Origin of the sequence: Sphingomonas tabacisoli, from assembly GCF_042678385.1 — a bacterium.
Taxonomy (GTDB): Bacteria; Pseudomonadota; Alphaproteobacteria; order Sphingomonadales; family Sphingomonadaceae; genus Sphingomonas_B; species Sphingomonas_B tabacisoli.
This window is the reverse complement of sequence record NZ_JBHUDY010000002.1, coordinates 123,844-140,561: the sequence shown is the minus strand read 5'-3', so window position 1 is coordinate 140,561 and position 16,718 is coordinate 123,844. Positions and strand designations below refer to the sequence as shown.

General features: G+C 64.8%; 14 protein-coding genes and 1 tRNA gene. 10 read left to right on the top strand and 5 right to left on the bottom strand.

Going from position 1 to position 16,718, the window contains the following annotated elements:
• Positions 1-153 precede the first annotated feature (153 nt).
• From ACFSCW_RS13875 to ACFSCW_RS13860, 4 genes are all read left to right on the top strand, one after another.
• The gene (locus ACFSCW_RS13875; RefSeq protein WP_380890436.1) at positions 154-2,040 is read left to right on the top strand and encodes a pilus assembly protein TadG-related protein; all 1,887 of its coding nucleotides are present in this window, start codon (positions 154-156) and stop codon (positions 2,038-2,040) included.
• Positions 2,037-2,630, top strand: coding sequence for a TadE/TadG family type IV pilus assembly protein (locus ACFSCW_RS13870; RefSeq protein ID WP_380890434.1), 594 nt, complete (start codon positions 2,037-2,039; stop codon positions 2,628-2,630). Before ACFSCW_RS13875 ends, ACFSCW_RS13870 begins: the two co-directional genes overlap by 4 nt.
• Positions 2,621-3,340, top strand: coding sequence for a TadE/TadG family type IV pilus assembly protein (locus ACFSCW_RS13865; protein ID WP_380890432.1), 720 nt, complete (start codon positions 2,621-2,623; stop codon positions 3,338-3,340). Before ACFSCW_RS13870 ends, ACFSCW_RS13865 begins: the two co-directional genes overlap by 10 nt.
• A gap of 401 nt (positions 3,341-3,741) precedes the next feature.
• Positions 3,742-4,503: a PEPxxWA-CTERM sorting domain-containing protein gene (locus tag ACFSCW_RS13860; RefSeq protein ID WP_380890430.1), complete on the top strand. Its 762-nt coding sequence runs from the start codon at positions 3,742-3,744 to the stop codon at positions 4,501-4,503.
• A gap of 687 nt (positions 4,504-5,190) precedes the next feature.
• On the opposite strand, the gene ACFSCW_RS13855 is transcribed toward ACFSCW_RS13860, so the two are convergent.
• Positions 5,191-5,958: a LytR/AlgR family response regulator transcription factor gene (locus ACFSCW_RS13855; protein ID WP_380890428.1), complete on the bottom strand. Its 768-nt coding sequence runs from the start codon at positions 5,956-5,958 to the stop codon at positions 5,191-5,193.
• Positions 5,959-6,023: 65 nt separating this feature from the next.
• The gene (locus ACFSCW_RS13850) at positions 6,024-7,163 is read right to left on the bottom strand and encodes a sensor histidine kinase (RefSeq protein ID WP_380890426.1); all 1,140 of its coding nucleotides are present in this window, start codon (positions 7,161-7,163) and stop codon (positions 6,024-6,026) included.
• A 253-nt stretch (positions 7,164-7,416) separates the two neighbouring features.
• Here ACFSCW_RS13850 and ACFSCW_RS13845 point away from each other — a divergent pair, with 253 nt between their 5' ends.
• A complete protein-coding gene (locus ACFSCW_RS13845; protein ID WP_380890424.1) occupies positions 7,417-9,462 on the top strand; it encodes a M13 family metallopeptidase in 2,046 nt (681 codons plus the stop codon).
• Positions 9,463-9,465: 3 nt separating this feature from the next.
• On the opposite strand, the gene ACFSCW_RS13840 is transcribed toward ACFSCW_RS13845, so the two are convergent.
• Entirely contained in the window at positions 9,466-10,692 is a 1,227-nt protein-coding gene (locus ACFSCW_RS13840; protein WP_380890423.1) for a threonine synthase, read from the bottom strand.
• A 53-nt stretch (positions 10,693-10,745) separates the two neighbouring features.
• On the opposite strand from ACFSCW_RS13840, the gene ACFSCW_RS13835 reads away from it, so the two are divergent.
• Positions 10,746-10,819 (top strand) — tRNA-Gly (locus ACFSCW_RS13835).
• An 11-nt stretch (positions 10,820-10,830) separates the two neighbouring features.
• On the opposite strand, the gene ACFSCW_RS13830 is transcribed toward ACFSCW_RS13835, so the two are convergent.
• Together ACFSCW_RS13830 and ACFSCW_RS13825 are read right to left on the bottom strand one after the other, a co-directional pair.
• Complete coding sequence (locus ACFSCW_RS13830; protein ID WP_380890420.1) at positions 10,831-11,106, bottom strand: CsbD family protein; 276 nt, start codon at positions 11,104-11,106, stop codon at positions 10,831-10,833.
• 81 nt (positions 11,107-11,187) lie between these two features.
• Positions 11,188-11,571 carry a hypothetical protein gene (locus ACFSCW_RS13825; protein ID WP_380890418.1) on the bottom strand — a complete coding sequence of 128 codons (384 nt, stop codon included), beginning with the start codon at positions 11,569-11,571 and terminating at the stop codon, positions 11,188-11,190.
• Between the two features lie 150 nt (positions 11,572-11,721).
• Here ACFSCW_RS13825 and ACFSCW_RS13820 point away from each other — a divergent pair, with 150 nt between their 5' ends.
• The 4 genes from ACFSCW_RS13820 (at position 11,722) to ACFSCW_RS13805 (ending at position 16,656) form a co-directional block, all read left to right on the top strand.
• Complete coding sequence (locus tag ACFSCW_RS13820; protein WP_380890415.1) at positions 11,722-12,264, top strand: EF-hand domain-containing protein; 543 nt, start codon at positions 11,722-11,724, stop codon at positions 12,262-12,264.
• Between the two features lie 145 nt (positions 12,265-12,409).
• Complete coding sequence (locus tag ACFSCW_RS13815; protein ID WP_380890413.1) at positions 12,410-13,135, top strand: response regulator; 726 nt, start codon at positions 12,410-12,412, stop codon at positions 13,133-13,135.
• Complete coding sequence (locus ACFSCW_RS13810; protein WP_380890412.1) at positions 13,132-14,472, top strand: sensor histidine kinase; 1,341 nt, start codon at positions 13,132-13,134, stop codon at positions 14,470-14,472. The genes ACFSCW_RS13815 and ACFSCW_RS13810 overlap by 4 nt, the downstream gene beginning before the upstream one ends.
• 45 nt (positions 14,473-14,517) lie before the next feature.
• Positions 14,518-16,656 (top strand): penicillin acylase family protein, encoded by a 2,139-nt coding sequence (locus tag ACFSCW_RS13805; RefSeq protein ID WP_380890411.1) that lies wholly within the window; start codon positions 14,518-14,520, stop codon positions 16,654-16,656.
• Positions 16,657-16,718: the final 62 nt, after the last annotated feature.

The window sequence follows — 16,718 nt, the reverse complement described above, 5'->3', positions numbered from 1 at the left end:
TTGGTGAATCGCAGGTCCGTCAGGACCTGGCCATCGCGGAAGCCCTTACAAAAGCGACTGATTCCACGTCGTTTCTGATATCGTAACCATCTCTTTTCAGAGCCGCTTAGAGAAATTCCTTCAACACCTCGGATAGATTCGCCCGAGGTATCGATGAAATTATTCGGCATGGCTTTGCGGCGCAGCGATAAGCGCGGCTTCCTTCAGCGCCTGGCTCGTGACGTCGCCGGCAATACCGCCGCGATCATGGCTGCTGCGCTACTGCCGCTTGCCGGGTTCACCGGCGCCGCGGTGGATACCGCGCGGCTGTACGTCGTCAAGGTGCGTCTGCAGCAGGCGTGCGACGCGGGCGCGCTCGCCGGGCGCAAGATGATGACGGGAACGTCGCTTGACCAGAACGCGAAGGATCAAGCGAAAACATTCTTCGACAATAACTTCAAGCCCGGCTGGTTTCAGACGACCAACGTAAGCTTCCAGGCGACCGACACGGCCGATGGGCAGGTGCAGGGCGCTGCGTCGGCGACAGTACCCGTTACGCTCATGCGCATATTCGGGTCGGGCCCGACCACGCTGAACGTCACGTGCGAAGCGCGCAAGGAAATCGGCGACGTCGACGTTATGTTCGTGCTCGATACCACCGGCTCCATGGTCTGCAACACCTCGGAAGCGTCGTGCACGCAACCCGAACAGTCCTATTCCACCCCGTACGGCACGCGTTGGTATGAGCAAGAGAAGTCGGATTCCAAGATCAAGGCGCTTAGGTCAGCAGTTCTGACATTCTACGATACGCTAGCTGCCGCGGCCGATGCCAACTCCCGCATTCGTTACGGCTTCGTTCCCTATACATCGACCGTCAATGTGGGCACGCTCATCCCCGCCTCCTATATTGCGGATACTGCCACTTATCCGTCGCGGCGCGTCGTCGCCGATCAGATGACGGGCGCGGTCACGACGGCCACGATCACCAAGGTCGATTCCGCAACATGCAATGGCTATGCAACGCGCAGCAAGCCTTTCCCACAGTATCCGGCGACGAAGACGACAGTCAGTTGGACCGCCGTCACGTCGGGAGGCGGCCAACCAGGCACATGCACAACGAGCACGCAGTCGGTCATTCCGATCTGGCGGTACGAAAACGTCCCGGTGGATGTCAGCCAGTATAAGACTGGCGCGACCGTCACCAACCCCACGAAGGTCGACGGGACCACTGCCGTATGGGACGGCTGCATCATGGAGCGGACCACGACGAGTTCCGCAACCTTTACGCAGGCAGGCCTGCCCTCCGATCTCGACATCGATCTGGTTCCCTCTTCGGACACCACACGCTGGAAACCTGCCTGGATCGATGTCGTGTACGATCGCCCGAATATCGCGAGCGACGATACGACGTCGGATTACTGGCCCAGTTCATCGACCGTCTTCAGGTCCCGCAATGTCTCGACGCTGCTTCAACAGGGCTATTATGTCTGCCCGAAACGGGCCCAGCGCCTTGCCGTCATGACCCGCGGCGACGTGAGCAACTATGTCAACGCATCGGATTTCAAGGCGATCGGCGGCACCTATCACGACGTCGGCATGGTCTGGGGCGCCCGCTTCATTTCCCCGACCGGGCCGTTCGCGGCCGACACGGACTGCCGCCCGAACAGAAATTGCGGCCGCCATATCATTTTCATGACAGACGGCGCGATGTCTCCCAACAACTGCGTTTACGGCTTTCAAGGCATCGAACGCGTAGAAGGCCGGGTGATGGGTACGACTCCAGTCGGCGGATGCACCACGGCGACCAATCAGGCCGGCACCTCGGGGCTGCCAAGCGCGTTGACGGATCGCCATAATGCACGCCTGCAGGCGATCTGCACCCAGGCGAAAAATAAGGGCATTGTCATCTGGGTCGTCGCCTATGCCCAGACGCTTACGCAAGACATGAAGGACTGCGCCTCCAGCTCGTCGACGGCGATCTATGCGCCGACAGACCAGAAGCTGCAGGACGCCTTCAAGACGATCGCCGGCAAGATCGCAGAGTTGAGGATTTCCAAATGATCCGAACTCGCTTTGCCGCCCGGCTTCTGCACGATAACCGCGGTAGCCCGATCGCGGAGTTCGCCGTCGTCGCACCGACCATGCTGCTGCTGATCATGGGGGCGATGGACCTGTCCTACCGCAGCTATGCGACGTCGCTGCTGGAGGGAGAGATCCAGAAGGCCGCCCGCGACTCCGGCATGGAGAACCAGTCGGACAAGCTCGACGCGATCGAGACCAAGGTGAAGAACCAGGTCCGGCTTGTGGTGAAGGCGGCAACGTTCACTCCGCTTCGCCGTAGCTACACAAGCTATCTGACGGACAAGCCGGAGCGGTTCACTGATACCAACGGCAACGGGCAGCGCGATGCCGGCGAATGCTTCGACGACGTGAACGGAAACGGCCAGTGGGACAGCGATCCCGGCAATGCCGGCCAGGGCGGCGCCAACGACGTCGCCGCCTATACGATGACGATGAGCTATCCGCGGCTTTTTCCCATGGCGGCAATGCTCGGCTGGTCGTCAACCCAGACGATCACGGTCAAGACGTTCCTGCGCAACCAGCCCTACGCAACCCAGAACGTACCGGTGGTGAAGAACCTATGCACCTAACCAGCACCAAGGCCGTTGCGGCAATCGATGTTCTCAAGCGGTTTGGGCGAAACCGCAGCGGTCTCGCCCTCATCGAGTTCGCCTATGCAATGCCCGCAGTGATGGGCATGGGCATGTATGGCGTCGAAACGGCCAACCTTGCCCAGACCCATATGCGCGTCAGCCAGATCGCTCTGATGTTGGCGGACAATGCCTCGCGCGCGGGGGTGGACGTGAGCGGGGGTACGATCCAGCAGCTCCGCGAGATCGATATCAACGACGTCATGCAAGGCCTCAGGCTGCAGGCGGCCGACCTGAACCTGACGCAGAACGGCCGCGTTACCCTGTCCAGCCTCGAAACAAACGTCGACGGCGGTCAATGGATACATTGGCAACGCTGCGTCGGTCTCAAGAACGGCGCGGGCTGGGACTCCAGCTATGGCGTGGCGGGCCAGGGCGCGACGGGTACGGCCCTCCAAGGGATGGGACCCACCGGCGCTCAGGTAAAGGCGCCGGCGGGCGAAGCCGTGATATTCGTCGAGATCAACTATCAGTACAAATCGCTGTTCGGGAACCTGACTGCCCTGATCGGAACGCCTGTGATCAAATACACCGCGTCCTATATCGTTCGCGACAAGCGCGACCTGGCGGGGAACGGCGGCACGGGAATCTACGACCCCAGCCCCGCCGTCGGCGCGGCGAAGATGACCTGCGACAAATATACGGCCTGACCCGTTCTACACCGAAAGATCGGCACTTGGACGGGTCACAAAGCAGATCGATTATGCCCCATGCTCCCGGCGAATGACCGGGAAATGTTCACACGTGCCGTAAAGCCGGCAAACACGTCCGCCGCTCAGATCGAGCAGCGTCATCCCCCGATCCGGTTCTCGGCCTAGATCATAGCTGGCCAATCGGGAGCGCGCAGAGTTGCCGGTCCTGTTTCGGCACAGCTTCCCGAATCTTTCCGATGGAGATTTGGTTAACGGTCGAATATGATCGAAAACTGCAGCGGGGGTTTGCAGTCCGAGTCGAAGAGCGCGACGAGGATCGATCATAACGAGCCGGCAGCGTAACTTCGACGCAAGCCCTTCTGCGACAACTATTATTATTGTCAAGCAAGGGGGAACGCATGAGGACTCTGCTGACCGCGACCGCCGCGACGATCGCTTTCGCCGCTGCTACTCCTGCCGCCGCCGTGAACTTCGTCACCACCGGCAGCACTTCCACCAACGGCACATACGGCAATGCGGCGACGTTTGCGTCGCAGACCGGCGGATTCAACGTGCGCGCGTCGGCTTGGCACGCCGTCAAGGACGCGAACGGCTTCACCTACACGATCACCAATGGCTATCTTGGCAAGTATAGCTCGGGCCTTGGCGACACCGCGGCCGGAGACGGCGACGGCAGCAGCAATAACCTGCACACGGTGGACAATAGCGGCGGCTACGACTTTATCCTGTTGCAGTTCGACCGGATCGTGACGCTCACAGGCGCCGATTTGACCGCTTTTGCGGTCAGCAGCTCAACCGACAACGACGCTTGGGTCGGCGCCGGCAAGACGGCCCTGGCCTGGACCAGCACCATCGACCTGGCAGCGGCCGGTAACGGCCTCCTGGCCGCCTCGCTGATCAACGGCGGCGGCAGCGTCAAGAGCGCGTCCGGCACGCCTGCCACCCGCTCCTTCGCCAGCTATAGCACCAATCGCTCGGGCAACGTCTGGATCATCGGCGCCGACTTTAAGAACCTGGACGGCATTGACGGCTTCAAGATCAATAACATCGTGGCGGTCGCGGCGGTGCCGGAGCCGGCGAGCTGGGCAATGATGATCGGCGGTTTCGCTTTGGCAGGTGCGGCGGTCCGCCGTCGCCGGACGGCGCTCGCTTTAGCCTGATACAGTCCTGCGGATGCCGGTCCTTGACGCCGCCAGCTCAAGGCCGGCGGCCGCGGTCACCCCAAGCTACGCATCAAGGGTCGCGACGGCGCGCGCGCTTTCGACCGAACCTTGTGGTTCAGCGACACCTATGTGCGAACGAAAACGGGTGGCGCTATTGCCGGGCCAGGCCTCGCTGCAGCCACCGCCCGCGTGGGGCTTCAGCGCAGTTTGCTGCGCGCGTGGTTACGCTCGATGCGCTTCCGCCTGCGCTCCTTGCCGGCGGTCTCGTACCAGATAAAGGAACCGATCGTTGCGGCGCCCCCCGCCATCAATGCGCCAACGAGCAAGTAAACGTCTTCCACTGCGACCCTATGTGTGAAGGCAGACCCGGTGAGGGGACTACCGGCCTGCGGTAGCCAAATCAATAACGCGGTTCTGACAGTTGGTCGCGGCCAGCCGTGCGTTCGTCGACGCGGTCGCGCTTTCGTCCCCTTTTCTACTGCCGCGGTCGAGTTCCGGATGCGCCGGGCACCCATGCCGCTATCGCGCGCCTGCCGCTGATGGGCAGCGGCGACTCGATGAGGAGAAAAGTCATGAAAGCTTCCGCTTTGCGCACGACGGCGACCTGGCTCGCCGCGATGTTCGTCGGCACGATGTTCGTGGCCGCGTCGACTTCGTTCGCCAGCGTTCTCTAAGGATGCCGGCTCAAGGGAGGCCCAGCTTCTCGGTCAAAATATCGATATAGCTGGGCCCCACCTGCACATGGGCGCCGTCGTCGAGCACCAGAGTGAGGCTCCGATTGGCGCGGCGGACTTCCGCCACTTTTTCCGGCCGCACAAAGGCCGATCGATGCACTCGCATCAGCCCCGAACCTTCCAGTTTCTCTTCCAGCGCTGACATGGTTGCGCGCAGCATGTGACTGCGGGTTTCGGTGTGCAGCAGCACATAGTCGCGCGCCGCCTCGATCCAGCCGATCGTCTCGATCGGGACCCAGCGCTGGCCGTGGCGCTCCGGCACCCAAAAGCCTTCGTGGTCGTGCCGCGCGGCACCACTCTTGGCACGCAGGCTCTCCACTTCCTCCTGCAGCTTGTCGGTGCGATCGGCCTGGTCGCGCAGCTCCCGCCTGCGCCGCGCGCGCGTCACCGCCTGGCGCAACCGGTCGAAGCGAACGGGTTTCAGCAGATAGTCGGCGGCGTCCACCTCGAACGCGTCGGGCGCATAATGCTCGTGCGCGGTCACGAAGATGATCTCGGGCCGATTTTCGGATTCGAGCGCCGCGGCAGTGCGCAGGCCGTTGCGGCCCGGCATCTGGATGTCGAGAATGACAAGGTCGGGCTGCAGATTCTCGATCTGCTCAAGCGCCATATCGCCGTCGGTTGCCTGGCCGACCACTTCGACATCGTCGATATCCGCGAACAACGTGCGCAACCGGTCGAGCGCCAGCGCTTCGTCGTCGACCACCAAGACCCGCATCAGCCGAAAACCCCTAGCCCTTTCACCGCCTTATCGGACAGCAGGCGCTTCGGCTCAAGCCCCGCTCAGCGGAGCGGCACGACATTCAGGGGCAAGCGAATGATGGCGGCATAGCCCGGGTTGCGGGGACCCGCGGCAATGGTGCCGGCATCGCCGTAAAGCGCGTTCAGGCGGCGGCGGATATTCTCGAGGCCGACGCCGGTGCTGGTCGTCTTGACCGCATTGGAAGCCCCGCGGCCGTCATCCTCGACCGTAACGACGAGCTCCGCGCCCTCGCGCCTTCCCGTCACCCGGATATTGACCGGGTCTCGTGACGGCGCCACGCCGTATTTGATCGCGTTCTCGACCAGCGGCTGCAGCAGGAAGCTGGGGATCGGGGTGCCGCAGACATCGCTCGCGCAATCGATCTCGACATGCAGCCGCTCGCCGAAGCGGATCGATTCGATCTCCAGATAATCCTCCATCAGCGACAGTTCCTGATCCAGCGGGACCAACTCGGTCGGGTCGGAGGCAAGCGAGGCGCGCAGGAAGCTCGACAATTTGTCGGTCATCAGCTCGGCATCGTCGTTGCGGCGGGTGACGATCATTGCCGAAATCGCATTGAGCGTGTTGAACAGGAAATGCGGATTGAGCTGATAGCGAAGCGCCGCGAGCTGGGCGTGCTGCGCGGTCGACAGCGCATGAGCGAGTTCCTGCGCCTGCAGCACCTCATGCCGGCGGGCGCTGACCAGATGGAGCAGCGCCACGTTCACGCCGAACACGCAGACATAGTTGAACGTCGCGCGATAGGCGCGGCTGAGGTCCGTCGGCAGATTCTCCCAGGCCGTGTCCACCCGGTTGGCGACGAAGCCCGTATAGATCAGGTCGAAACAGACCTGCACGATCGATGCGCCGAGCACCGCGCCGGCAAGGGCGAGGGCGCGCGGCATCAGCTCCCAGTCGCGGGTCGACCGGAAAACGGAGAACAGCGGCATCGAAAGAAGGATGGAGACGATCAGCGTGCCTTCGTCGAGCGCGACGCTGCTCCAGCCTTCGCCGGCATGGCGCTCAAGCAGGATCGGAAGATAGATTATGCCGACAAACGACCACAAGGCGATCGACATCAGGATGGCTTCGCGCCAGCCGGTCTCGCGGACTACCGGCTGGATCGGCATTTCGGCAGGCGGTGCGGATGCGATCAACGACATCCAGTCAACCTTCAACACCGTAGCCAAAACGTATCCGCCTCACTCGTTGGTCGTAACGGGCAAGGATCGGGGGCGCTGGCGATTCGCGCCACCGTCGTAGGACAAAAGCGACATCCAGTGCGACGAACATGCCGGCAGAACGTCGCGCATCGAACATTGTCGCACCTCTGCGTTCGGCAGACTTGACCCGCCGCTGTGCATTTCATTCTCTCCATGCCGACGGAAACACAAGCGCCCTGCGCGATGGGGCGCGGATCGGAGAGGACACGCAATGAAGATAATCGCCTGCGCCGCATTGCTGGCGTCTGGAACCGCGCTTGCGGGGCCGCTCTATCCTCCCTTCGGGCTCGACCTCACCGCGCCGGACAAGAGCGTGAGGCCAGGCGACGACTTCTTCGAATACGCAAATGGCGCCTACCTTGCCCGAACGAGCATTCCAGCCGACCGCCCAACTGCCTCGCGTCGCCTGGAAATGACCGATCGGATGGAAGCCAATCTTCACGTCCTGCTGGAAAACGCCGCCAAGGCCCTGCCGGGCACGGCCGCGACCGAGACTGAGAAGGTGGGCGCTTTCTACGCGGCCTTTATGGACGAGGCGCAGGCCGATCGTCTCGGCGCGACGCCGCTGAAGCCGGAACTCGACGCCATCCGCGCAGCGCCCGATCGCCCCGCATTGGCCCAGTTGATGGGGGATGCGCCGCGGGGCCTTTATCCCAGCTTGTTCGCGATGAGCATCGACAGCGATCTGAAGGATCCAAGCCGCTATGCCGTTTATCTCGGCCAGTCCGGACTGGGCCTTCCCGACCGCGACTACTATCTGAAGCCCGAGCTGGCCGCGAAGAAGGACGCCTATCGCGTCTATGCCGCGCAGTTGCTGGAACTGGCGCGCTGGCCCGACCCGGCGAAAGCGGCGGACGCGGTGGTGGCGTTCGAAACCCGCATCGCCGAGGCGAGCTGGACGAAGGTGCAGCAGCGCGATCCCACCACCCAATACAATCCGATAGCGCCGTCCGCCCTCCCCGGCTTCGCGCCGGGATTCGACTGGGCGCCGTTTCTCGATCGCGCCGGAGTGGCCGGGAAGCCGACGCTGATCGTCGCCGAAAAAAGCGCGTTTCCGAAACTCGCGGCGCTCTATGCCGAAACGCCGGTCGAGACGCTGAAGGCCTGGATGGCGTTCCGGATCGCCGACACCGCCGCGCCTTATCTTTCGAAGCCGTTCGTCGACGCGCATTTCAACTTTCGGCTGAAGGCGCTGACCGGGCAGGCCGAGCAGCAGCCACGGTGGAAACGCGGCATACGCGCCGTGGCCGGCGGCGATTGCGGCGTCGACGCGACAAGCTGCTTCGGGACGCTGAATTGGGCAGTCGGCGAGCTTTACGCTCGGCGCTATTTCCCGCCCGAGACGAAGGCGAAAGTGGCCGCGCTCGTCGACAATGTGAAGCTCGCGATGCGCGGCCGAATCGAACGACTCGCTTGGATGGGGCCGCAGACCAAGGCCGAAGCGCTCAAGAAGCTCGACACCTATACGATCAAGGTCGGCTATCCCGACAAGCCCCAGCGCGACTATGCTTCGGTCGTTATCCGCCGGGACGATCTGCTCGGGAACGTCCGGCGCGCAGCCGCAAATGACTGGGCATTCGCCCTCAACAGGAGCGCTGGCTCTGTCGATCGCGGCGCGTGGCTGATGACGCCGCAGACCAACGACGCCTATAACGGCTCGCTTCGCGACATCGTTTTTCCAGCAGGGATTTTGCAGGCGCCGATTTTCGACGCCGATGCGGACCCGGCGATCAATTACGGCGGGATCGGCGGCGTGATCGGCCATGAGTTGACGCACGGTTTCGACGATCAGGGCCGCTCGATCGACGCCTCGGGTGCGCTGCGCGACTGGTGGACGCCGGCCGACGCCGCGGCCTTCAAGGCGCGGGCCAAGCTGCTCGGCGATCAATACGCGACGTACGAGCCGGTGCCCGGCTTCCACATCAATCCGGGCCTGACGATGGGTGAGAACATCGCAGATCTGGGCGGCCTCGCCATCGCGCTCGACGCCTATCACGCCTCGCTGAAGGGCAGGCCGGCGCCTGTGATCGGGGGTCTCACGGGCGACCAGCGCGTGTTCCTCGGCTGGGCGCAGGCCTGGGCGGGCAAGACGCTGCCGGACGCGATCAAGCAGCTCACGGTCAGCGATCCGCACAGCTTCCGCAAATTCCGGGTCAACGGCCCGGTTCGCAACATCGACGCCTGGTATTCCGCGTTCGGCGTCAAGCCGGGCGACAAGCTCTATCTGGATCCAAAGGTGCGGGCGCGAATCTGGTGACGTCTAGAGTGCATCGAAATCGATCGCGGCGTGCCGGTCCAGCGTGCGCTCGACTGCCGGCATCGGGTATTTGAGGCCGGTCGCGCAATTGAACAGCACGACTTGCTCGTCGCTCCCGAGCCATCCTTCGGCAAGCGCCTTGCGATAGGCGGCAAGGGTGGCGCCGCCTTCGGGACAGAGGAGCAGGCCGTCCTGACGTGCGGCTTCCGCGACGGCGGCCAGGGTCGCATCGTCCTCGACGGCGATGGCGCGGCCGCCGCTCTCCCGCACGGCTTTCAGGATCAGGAAGTCGCCGAGCGCCTTGGGTACGCGGATGCCGGAGGCGACGGTATGGGCGTCCGGCCAGCGCTCGGCATGGTCGGCGCCTTCGTCGAATGCCTTGACGATCGGCGCGCAGCCGGCAGCCTGCACGGCATACATGCGGGGCCGCTCGGACCCGATCCAGCCCAGCGCTTCCAGCTCGTCGAAGGCTTTCCACATGCCGATCAGGCCGGTGCCGCCGCCGGTCGGGTAGAAGATCGCGTCGGGCAGGCGCCAGCCGAGCTGCAGCGCCAGCTCCAGCCCCATCGTCTTCTTGCCCTCGATCCGGTACGGTTCCTTTAGCGTCGAGAAATCGAACCAGCGGCCCTGCCGCGCGCCTTCCGCGACGATCGCGCCGCATTCGTCGATCAGGCCGTTGACACGCCAGACACGGCCGCCCTGCAGCGCGATCTCGCGGACGTTCACGTCGGGCGTGTCCTCCGGGCAGAGGATCACCGTCTCGATCCCGCAGCGGCTCGCATAGGCGGCGAGCGCGGCGCCGGCATTGCCGTTGGTCGGCATCGCGATTTGCTTGACCCCCAGCGCCTTTGCCATCGACACCGCCATGACGAGCCCGCGCGCCTTGAACGAGCCGGTCGGCAGCCGGCCCTCGTCCTTGACGAGAACCCCCGGCCCGCCAGCGGACGGCAGTGGGATCAGCGGCGTCTCGCTCTCGCCCAGGCTGACGATGTCCTTGACGCGCCGGACCGGCAGCAGCTCGCGCCAGCGCCAGAGGTCCGCCGGCCGCCCCTCCGCATCGGCGCGCGCCCATTCGCGCGCCATCCGTTCGAGATCATAGCGCACCAGCAGCGGCTTGCCCGCTGGCGACAGCGACTGGAGCGTGTCCGCGGGCAAGCGCTCACCGGTGGCCGAGCATTGGAGATGAGTGACATAGCTCGGCCGGTCGGTCGTGAGATTCGTATCGAACATCCGGCCGGCATTGACTGACTTGCCCGGCTCGGGCAATCGGCGGCTGCCCTTGGGCGGGTATAGCACAATGGTAGTGCAGCAGCCTTCCAAGCTGAATACGCGGGTTCGATTCCCGCTACCCGCTCCAGCTTCCCTCGATCAGCGTCTTCCGCGCAGCGTGTTGAGCAGCGCGACTCCCAGAACGCCGACGAGCGTCGCGGTGGCGAGCGGCTTGGACCGTGCGAATTCCTTCGCCTGATCGACGATCGGCGCAATTGCATCGCCGGCCGCACCAACGGCTTTCTGCGCATTGCCGCCGACCTGATCGGCGACGCCTTCGCCGCGCAGGGTGGGATCGTTCGTGAGCGTTCCGGTCGTTTCCTTCACGCGGCCGCCGATATCGCGGACCTGACCTTCAAGCGTGTCGTTGTTCATTGCTGTTCCTCCGTCTTGCGACCGGCATCGACCGATGTCGGTTCGCTTGCTCAACGGATCAGGCGGCAATCGGTGCCACGGTTATTGGCCGGCACAAGCGGTCTGGACGCGGTTGAGCGCCGACTGGTCGACGGCCGAGCGCGCCAATGTCTCCGCCGTCGCGCATTGCTTCGCGGCGACCAGCGCGTCGGTTTTCATCCGGAGCGCGACCGACTCATCCTCTTGCCGCTGCCGGTCGGCGATCGCCTGCCGCGTCAGTTCGGCCTGAGCCTGTGCGCTTTCGAGCGAACGGTCGAGTTCGCGACGGATCGCGTTCGCTGGATCGTATCGGCCGATACCGGGGTCGATCAAGGACGTGCTGCCGGGGCAAGTGAGGCCCGTCCCGTTCCAGATGCACAGGCCCGTCTGAGCGTTCGCCTGGCCGGCGATCAGCAAGGTGGCGGCCGTGATGAGGAGCGATCGCATCCATAGCATCTGGGAAGCGCGCGGCCGCCCGCAAGACCCTGCCCCATTCAGCTCCGCTTCACGACATTTGGCGACAAATTCGTTCCGCCTCCGACAAACTCGCGAGAGCATTTGAGGGCAGAAGGGATGGCAATGGAAATGGAGAAGCAAATGGCGACGGCTCTGGTTGTTTCCGCTCTGGGTGCGCTGGCGCTGACCAGCGGCATCGCGCTGGCCGCGGGACAGCCGCAGGACATGCGCGATCATCCGATGGGCGACATGACCCGCGCTCAGGTGATCGAGATGGCAAACAAGCATTTCGACCGTCTTGACGTCAATCACGACGGCAAGCTCGACCGCGCAGACCGCGAGGCGATGCACGCGAAGATGGCGGCCGAAATGTTCGACCGTGCCGACACCAATCACGACGGCATGATCAGCCGCGAAGAATGGAATGCTGGGGCGGCGCGGCTCGCCGAGATGCGCGGGCATGACGGTGCGATGGGCGGCCCCGGCATGCAGGGCCGGCCGATGATGCGGCACATGGCGATGATGGCGGACGCCGACGGCGACCACGCGATCACGCGCGAAGAGTTCCAGAAGCGCGCGCTCGAGCATTTCGATCGCGTCGACACCAACCACGACGGCAAAATCAGCGCGGAAGAGCGGGAGCAGGCTCACGCCGCGATGCGGGAGCGTTTCGAGCGCAAGTAAGCGCTCCGGATGCCTCCGTCCGGCGCTCTGCGTTTTAGCCCCCTGTGACGCGGACCGCCGGAAAGAATGGGCGGACGAGGCTTTGACCCAGCCTCGTCCGCCCTTTTCTTTCGCTCCGAAGCCTGCTTGGACATGACGCAAGCCTATGGACGACAAGCCGCACATTCTCCTCGTCGATGACGAACGCTCGATCCGGGAGCCGCTTGCCACCTATCTGCAGCGCAACGGTTTCCGCGTGACCCAGGCGGCGGACGCCGGCCAGGCGCGGGAGCGATTGCACGGCTATGCGATCGACCTCGTCATCCTGGACGTGATGATGCCGGGCGAAGACGGGCTCAGCCTCTGCCGCCATATCCGCGAGACATCCGACTTGCCCGTCATCCTGCTGACCGCGATGGCGGAGGAGACCGACCGCATCGTCGGCCTCGAAATGGGCGCCGACGATTATGTCGTGAAGCCATTCAGCCCGCGCGAGCTGGTCGCGCGGATCAAGGTGGTGCTGCGCCGCATCGGTCGTGGCGGCGGCGGCGTTAAGCAGCGCGCGCCGGAGACCGGCAGCTATGCCTTTGCGGGCTGGGTGCTGAAGGCGGGCGAGCGTGCCCTGATCGACCCGGACGGCGTCTCGGTGCCGCTGTCGACCGGCGAATTCAACCTGATGCTGGCCTTCGCCACGCACCCCCACCAGGTGCTGAGCCGCGACCAATTGCTCGACCTGGCTTATGGTCGCGAAGCGCACGCCTTCGACCGCGCGATCGACAATCACATCAGCCGGCTCAGGCGCAAGATCGAGGCCGACCCGAAGAGCCCGGGCCTTATCAAGACCGTATGGGGCGGCGGCTATACGCTCTCCGCAGACGTGACCCGCCTTTGAAGCGCCTCTGGCCCAAGAGCCTAGGCGCGCAGCTCGCGATGGTGCTCGCGCTGGCGCTGGGTGTGGCGCAGGCGGTCAACTTCGTGCTGCTGCTGCAGGCGACCAAACGCCAGACCTATGTGCAGACCGCGACGCTCGCCGTCGCGCGGCTGGCCGAAGCGGTGCAGCGCACCCGCACCGGCCAGACCACGCCCGAAATGCTGCGCGGGTCGATCGCCTCGACGGTGAGCCCGATCCGGCCGGAGATGGAATTGCTGCCGGACGTGGAAAGCTATGCCCGCGAGACGCTGTCCCAGGTGAGCGTGCCCGTCGGCGAGATCCGTGCCGCCGAAGTGCCGGCACGCGAATTCCAGGTTCAGGTGGACGACAAGGGCCGGCTGCTCCGCAAGGCCGCGGTGCTCGAGCGGCGGATCATCGTCGCTTCGGCGGAGATCGGGCCGAAGCGCTGGATCACCACGGCCGCGCCGCTGCCGCCGCTGCACCTGGGCGTGTTCGTCGGCCTGATCTTCCAGACTTTCGTGCTCTACGGCTTCGTGCTGCTCGCGGCGCTGTATATTGGCGGACGGCTGGCCCAGCCGCTTGCCGAGCTGCGGCTCGCAGCGGAGCGCTTCGACCGCCGCGCCACACCCGCGCCAATCGAGGAGCGCGGGCCGGCCGACATCCAGCTTCTGATCGCCGCGTTCAATGCGATGCGCACCCGCATCGTCGCGATGCTGGACGAGAAGGACCGGATGTTGGGCGCGATCGGCCACGACCTGCGCACGCCGCTCGCCTCGCTGCGCGTTCGCACAGAGCTGGTCGAGGACGAAGGCGAGCGCGCGCGCATGGCCGTCACCATCGACGACATGAACAAGACGCTCGACGACATCCTGTCGCTGGCGAGGCTCGGGCGGCCGAGCGAGCCCGAGCAGCGCGTCGACCTGCCGGCATTGGCGGAAAGCGTTGCCGAGGAGTTCGAGGATCTGGGCGCGGATGTCTCGGTCGAGGAAACCGACCGGCTGACCGTCCCGATGCGCCCGAACCTGATCAAGCGCGCGCTGCGCAACCTGATCGAGAATGCGCTGAAATATGGCGAACGCGCGCGCGTGCGGGTGTACCACGAGGATGGCTGCGCGCTGGTCGAAGTGGACGATGACGGCCCTGGTATCCCCGAGGAAGACATCGATCGCATGTTCGAGGCGTTCACTCGGCTTGAGGCGTCGCGCAGCCGGGACACCGGCGGGTCAGGGCTCGGCCTCGCCCTCGCCCGCGCGATCGTCGAGGCGCATGGCGGATCGCTGACGCTCGCCAATCGTGAAGCCGGCGGGCTGAGGGCGGTGATGAAGCTGCCGCTGTAACGGCCGCTTCTCGACAAGCTCGAAGCGAACGGGAATGAAGGCGTCATGCTGACCCTCGCCCTGCTCCTTGCCGCCGCTTCGCCCGACCTGCCGCGCTGGAAAGCGGAGGCCGCGCGCGTTTCGATCACGCGTGACGATTGGGGCATCGCGCATATCAAAGGGCATAGCGATGCCGACGCGGTGTTCGGCGCGATCTATGCCCAGGCCGAGGACGACTTCAGCCGGATCGAGCGCAACTACCTGACGGCACTCGGGCGGCAGGCGGAAGCCGATGGCGAGGAGGCGATCTGGGACGATCTGCGCCACCGGCTCTATCTGGACGAGGGCGACCTGCGCGCCGCCTATGCGCGGACGCCGGCCAACATGCGGGCGCTGATGCAGGCCTGGGCCGATGGGTTGAACTTCTTCCTCGCCACCCACCCTCAGGTGAAGCCGAAGGTGCTGACCCGGTTCGAGCCGTGGATGGTGCTGGCCTTCACCGAAGGCAGCATCGGCGGCGACATCGAGCAAGTGGACCTCGACAAGCTGCGCGCCTTTTACGGCGGCAAGCCGCCCGCGATCGCGTCTGCCGCGCCTGCATTGATGACCGAGCCGATGGGGTCGAACGGCATCGCGATCGGCCCGGCCAAGAGCGCGAATGGCCATGCGCTGTTGCTGATCAACCCGCACACCAGCTTCTATTTCCGCTCCGAGCTGCAGATGACCAGCGACAAGGGGCTGAACGCATATGGCGCATCCACCTGGGGGCAGTTCTTCATCTATCAGGGCTTCAACGAGAAGGTCGGCTGGATGCATACCTCCAGCAACGCCGACAATGTGGACGATTTCGTGGAAATAATCGTGCGGGGGCCGAAGGGTCTTTCGTATCGCTATGGTAACGAAATCCGGCCGCTTCTCACGCGAGTGGAGCCGATCCGTTTTCGCCGGCCCGACGGGACGCTCGCGACGCGAAGCTTCACCACCTTCCGGACCCATCACGGCCCGATCGTCCGCAGTGAGGGCGGCAAGTGGATCGCGACGGCGCTGATGAACCGGCCGGTCGAGGCGATCCAGCAAAGCTGGCTGCGCACCAAGGCGGCCGACCTCGCCAGCTTCCGGCAGGTCGGCGCGACGTACCAGGCGAACTCGTCCAACATCACGATCTTCGCCGGCGCCAAGGGCGAGACGGCCTGGCTGTATCCGCAATTCATGCCGCGCCGCGATCCGCGCTTTGACTATACCAGGCCGGTCGACGGCAGCGATCCGCGCACCGATTGGCACGGGCTGATCCCGGTTGCGCAATTGCCGGAGGTCGCGAACCCCAAGGCGGGCTGGCTCTACAACACCAATAACTGGCCGTGGACGGCCGCAGGGGCGGACAGCCCGAAGGCCGCGAGCTTTCCCGGCTATATCGACACCGGCAAGGAGAATGCGCGGGGCGAGCATGCGATGATGCTGCTCGGCTCGCCCGAGCGGCTGACGCGCGACACGCTGCTGACGACGGCCTTCGATCCGAACCTGCCGGCCTTCGCGCAGGCGGTGCCGGCATTGGTCCACGCCTATGACGCCCTGCCCGCGTCCGATCCGCGCAAGGCCAGGCTGCGCGAGCCGGTCGAGCTATTGAAGGGCTGGGATTACAAATGGGGCGTGGCGTCCGAACCGACCACGCTCGCCGTTTTCTGGGCGACCGAGATGGACCGCGCCGCAGCCCCCGACATTCGCCACGAGCGCGGCGTCTATAAATGGATGGCTGTCGCGCCGCCTGCGATCCAGGTCGACGCGCTCGCCGCTGCGGTCGACCGGCTGGAGCGCGATTTCGGGCGGTGGCGGATCGCCTGGGGCGAGGTGAACCGCTTCCAGCGCATCAGCGACGACATAAAGCCGCGCTTCGACGACGCGCAGCCGAGCATCCCGATCGGTTTCGTCTCGGGAAATTGGGGCTCGCTCGCCTCGTTCGGGTCGCAGCCCTATGCGAACACGAAGCGGTGGTACGGCAATTACGGCAACAGCTTCGTCGCCGTCGTCGAGTTCGGCCCGCGCGTGAGCGCCCGCGCCGTGACGGCAGGGGGCGAAAGCGGCGATCCCAAGTCGCCGCACTTCAAGGACCAGGCGGAACGCTATGCGACCGGCAATTTCCGGGAGGTGTATTTCTATCCGGACCAGCTCACCGGGCATACCGAGCGGACGTACCGGCCGGGGGAATGACCCCTCTCCCGCTTGCGGGAGAGGGCGACTCGCGCGTCGCGCGAGCGGGGTGAGGGCCAAGA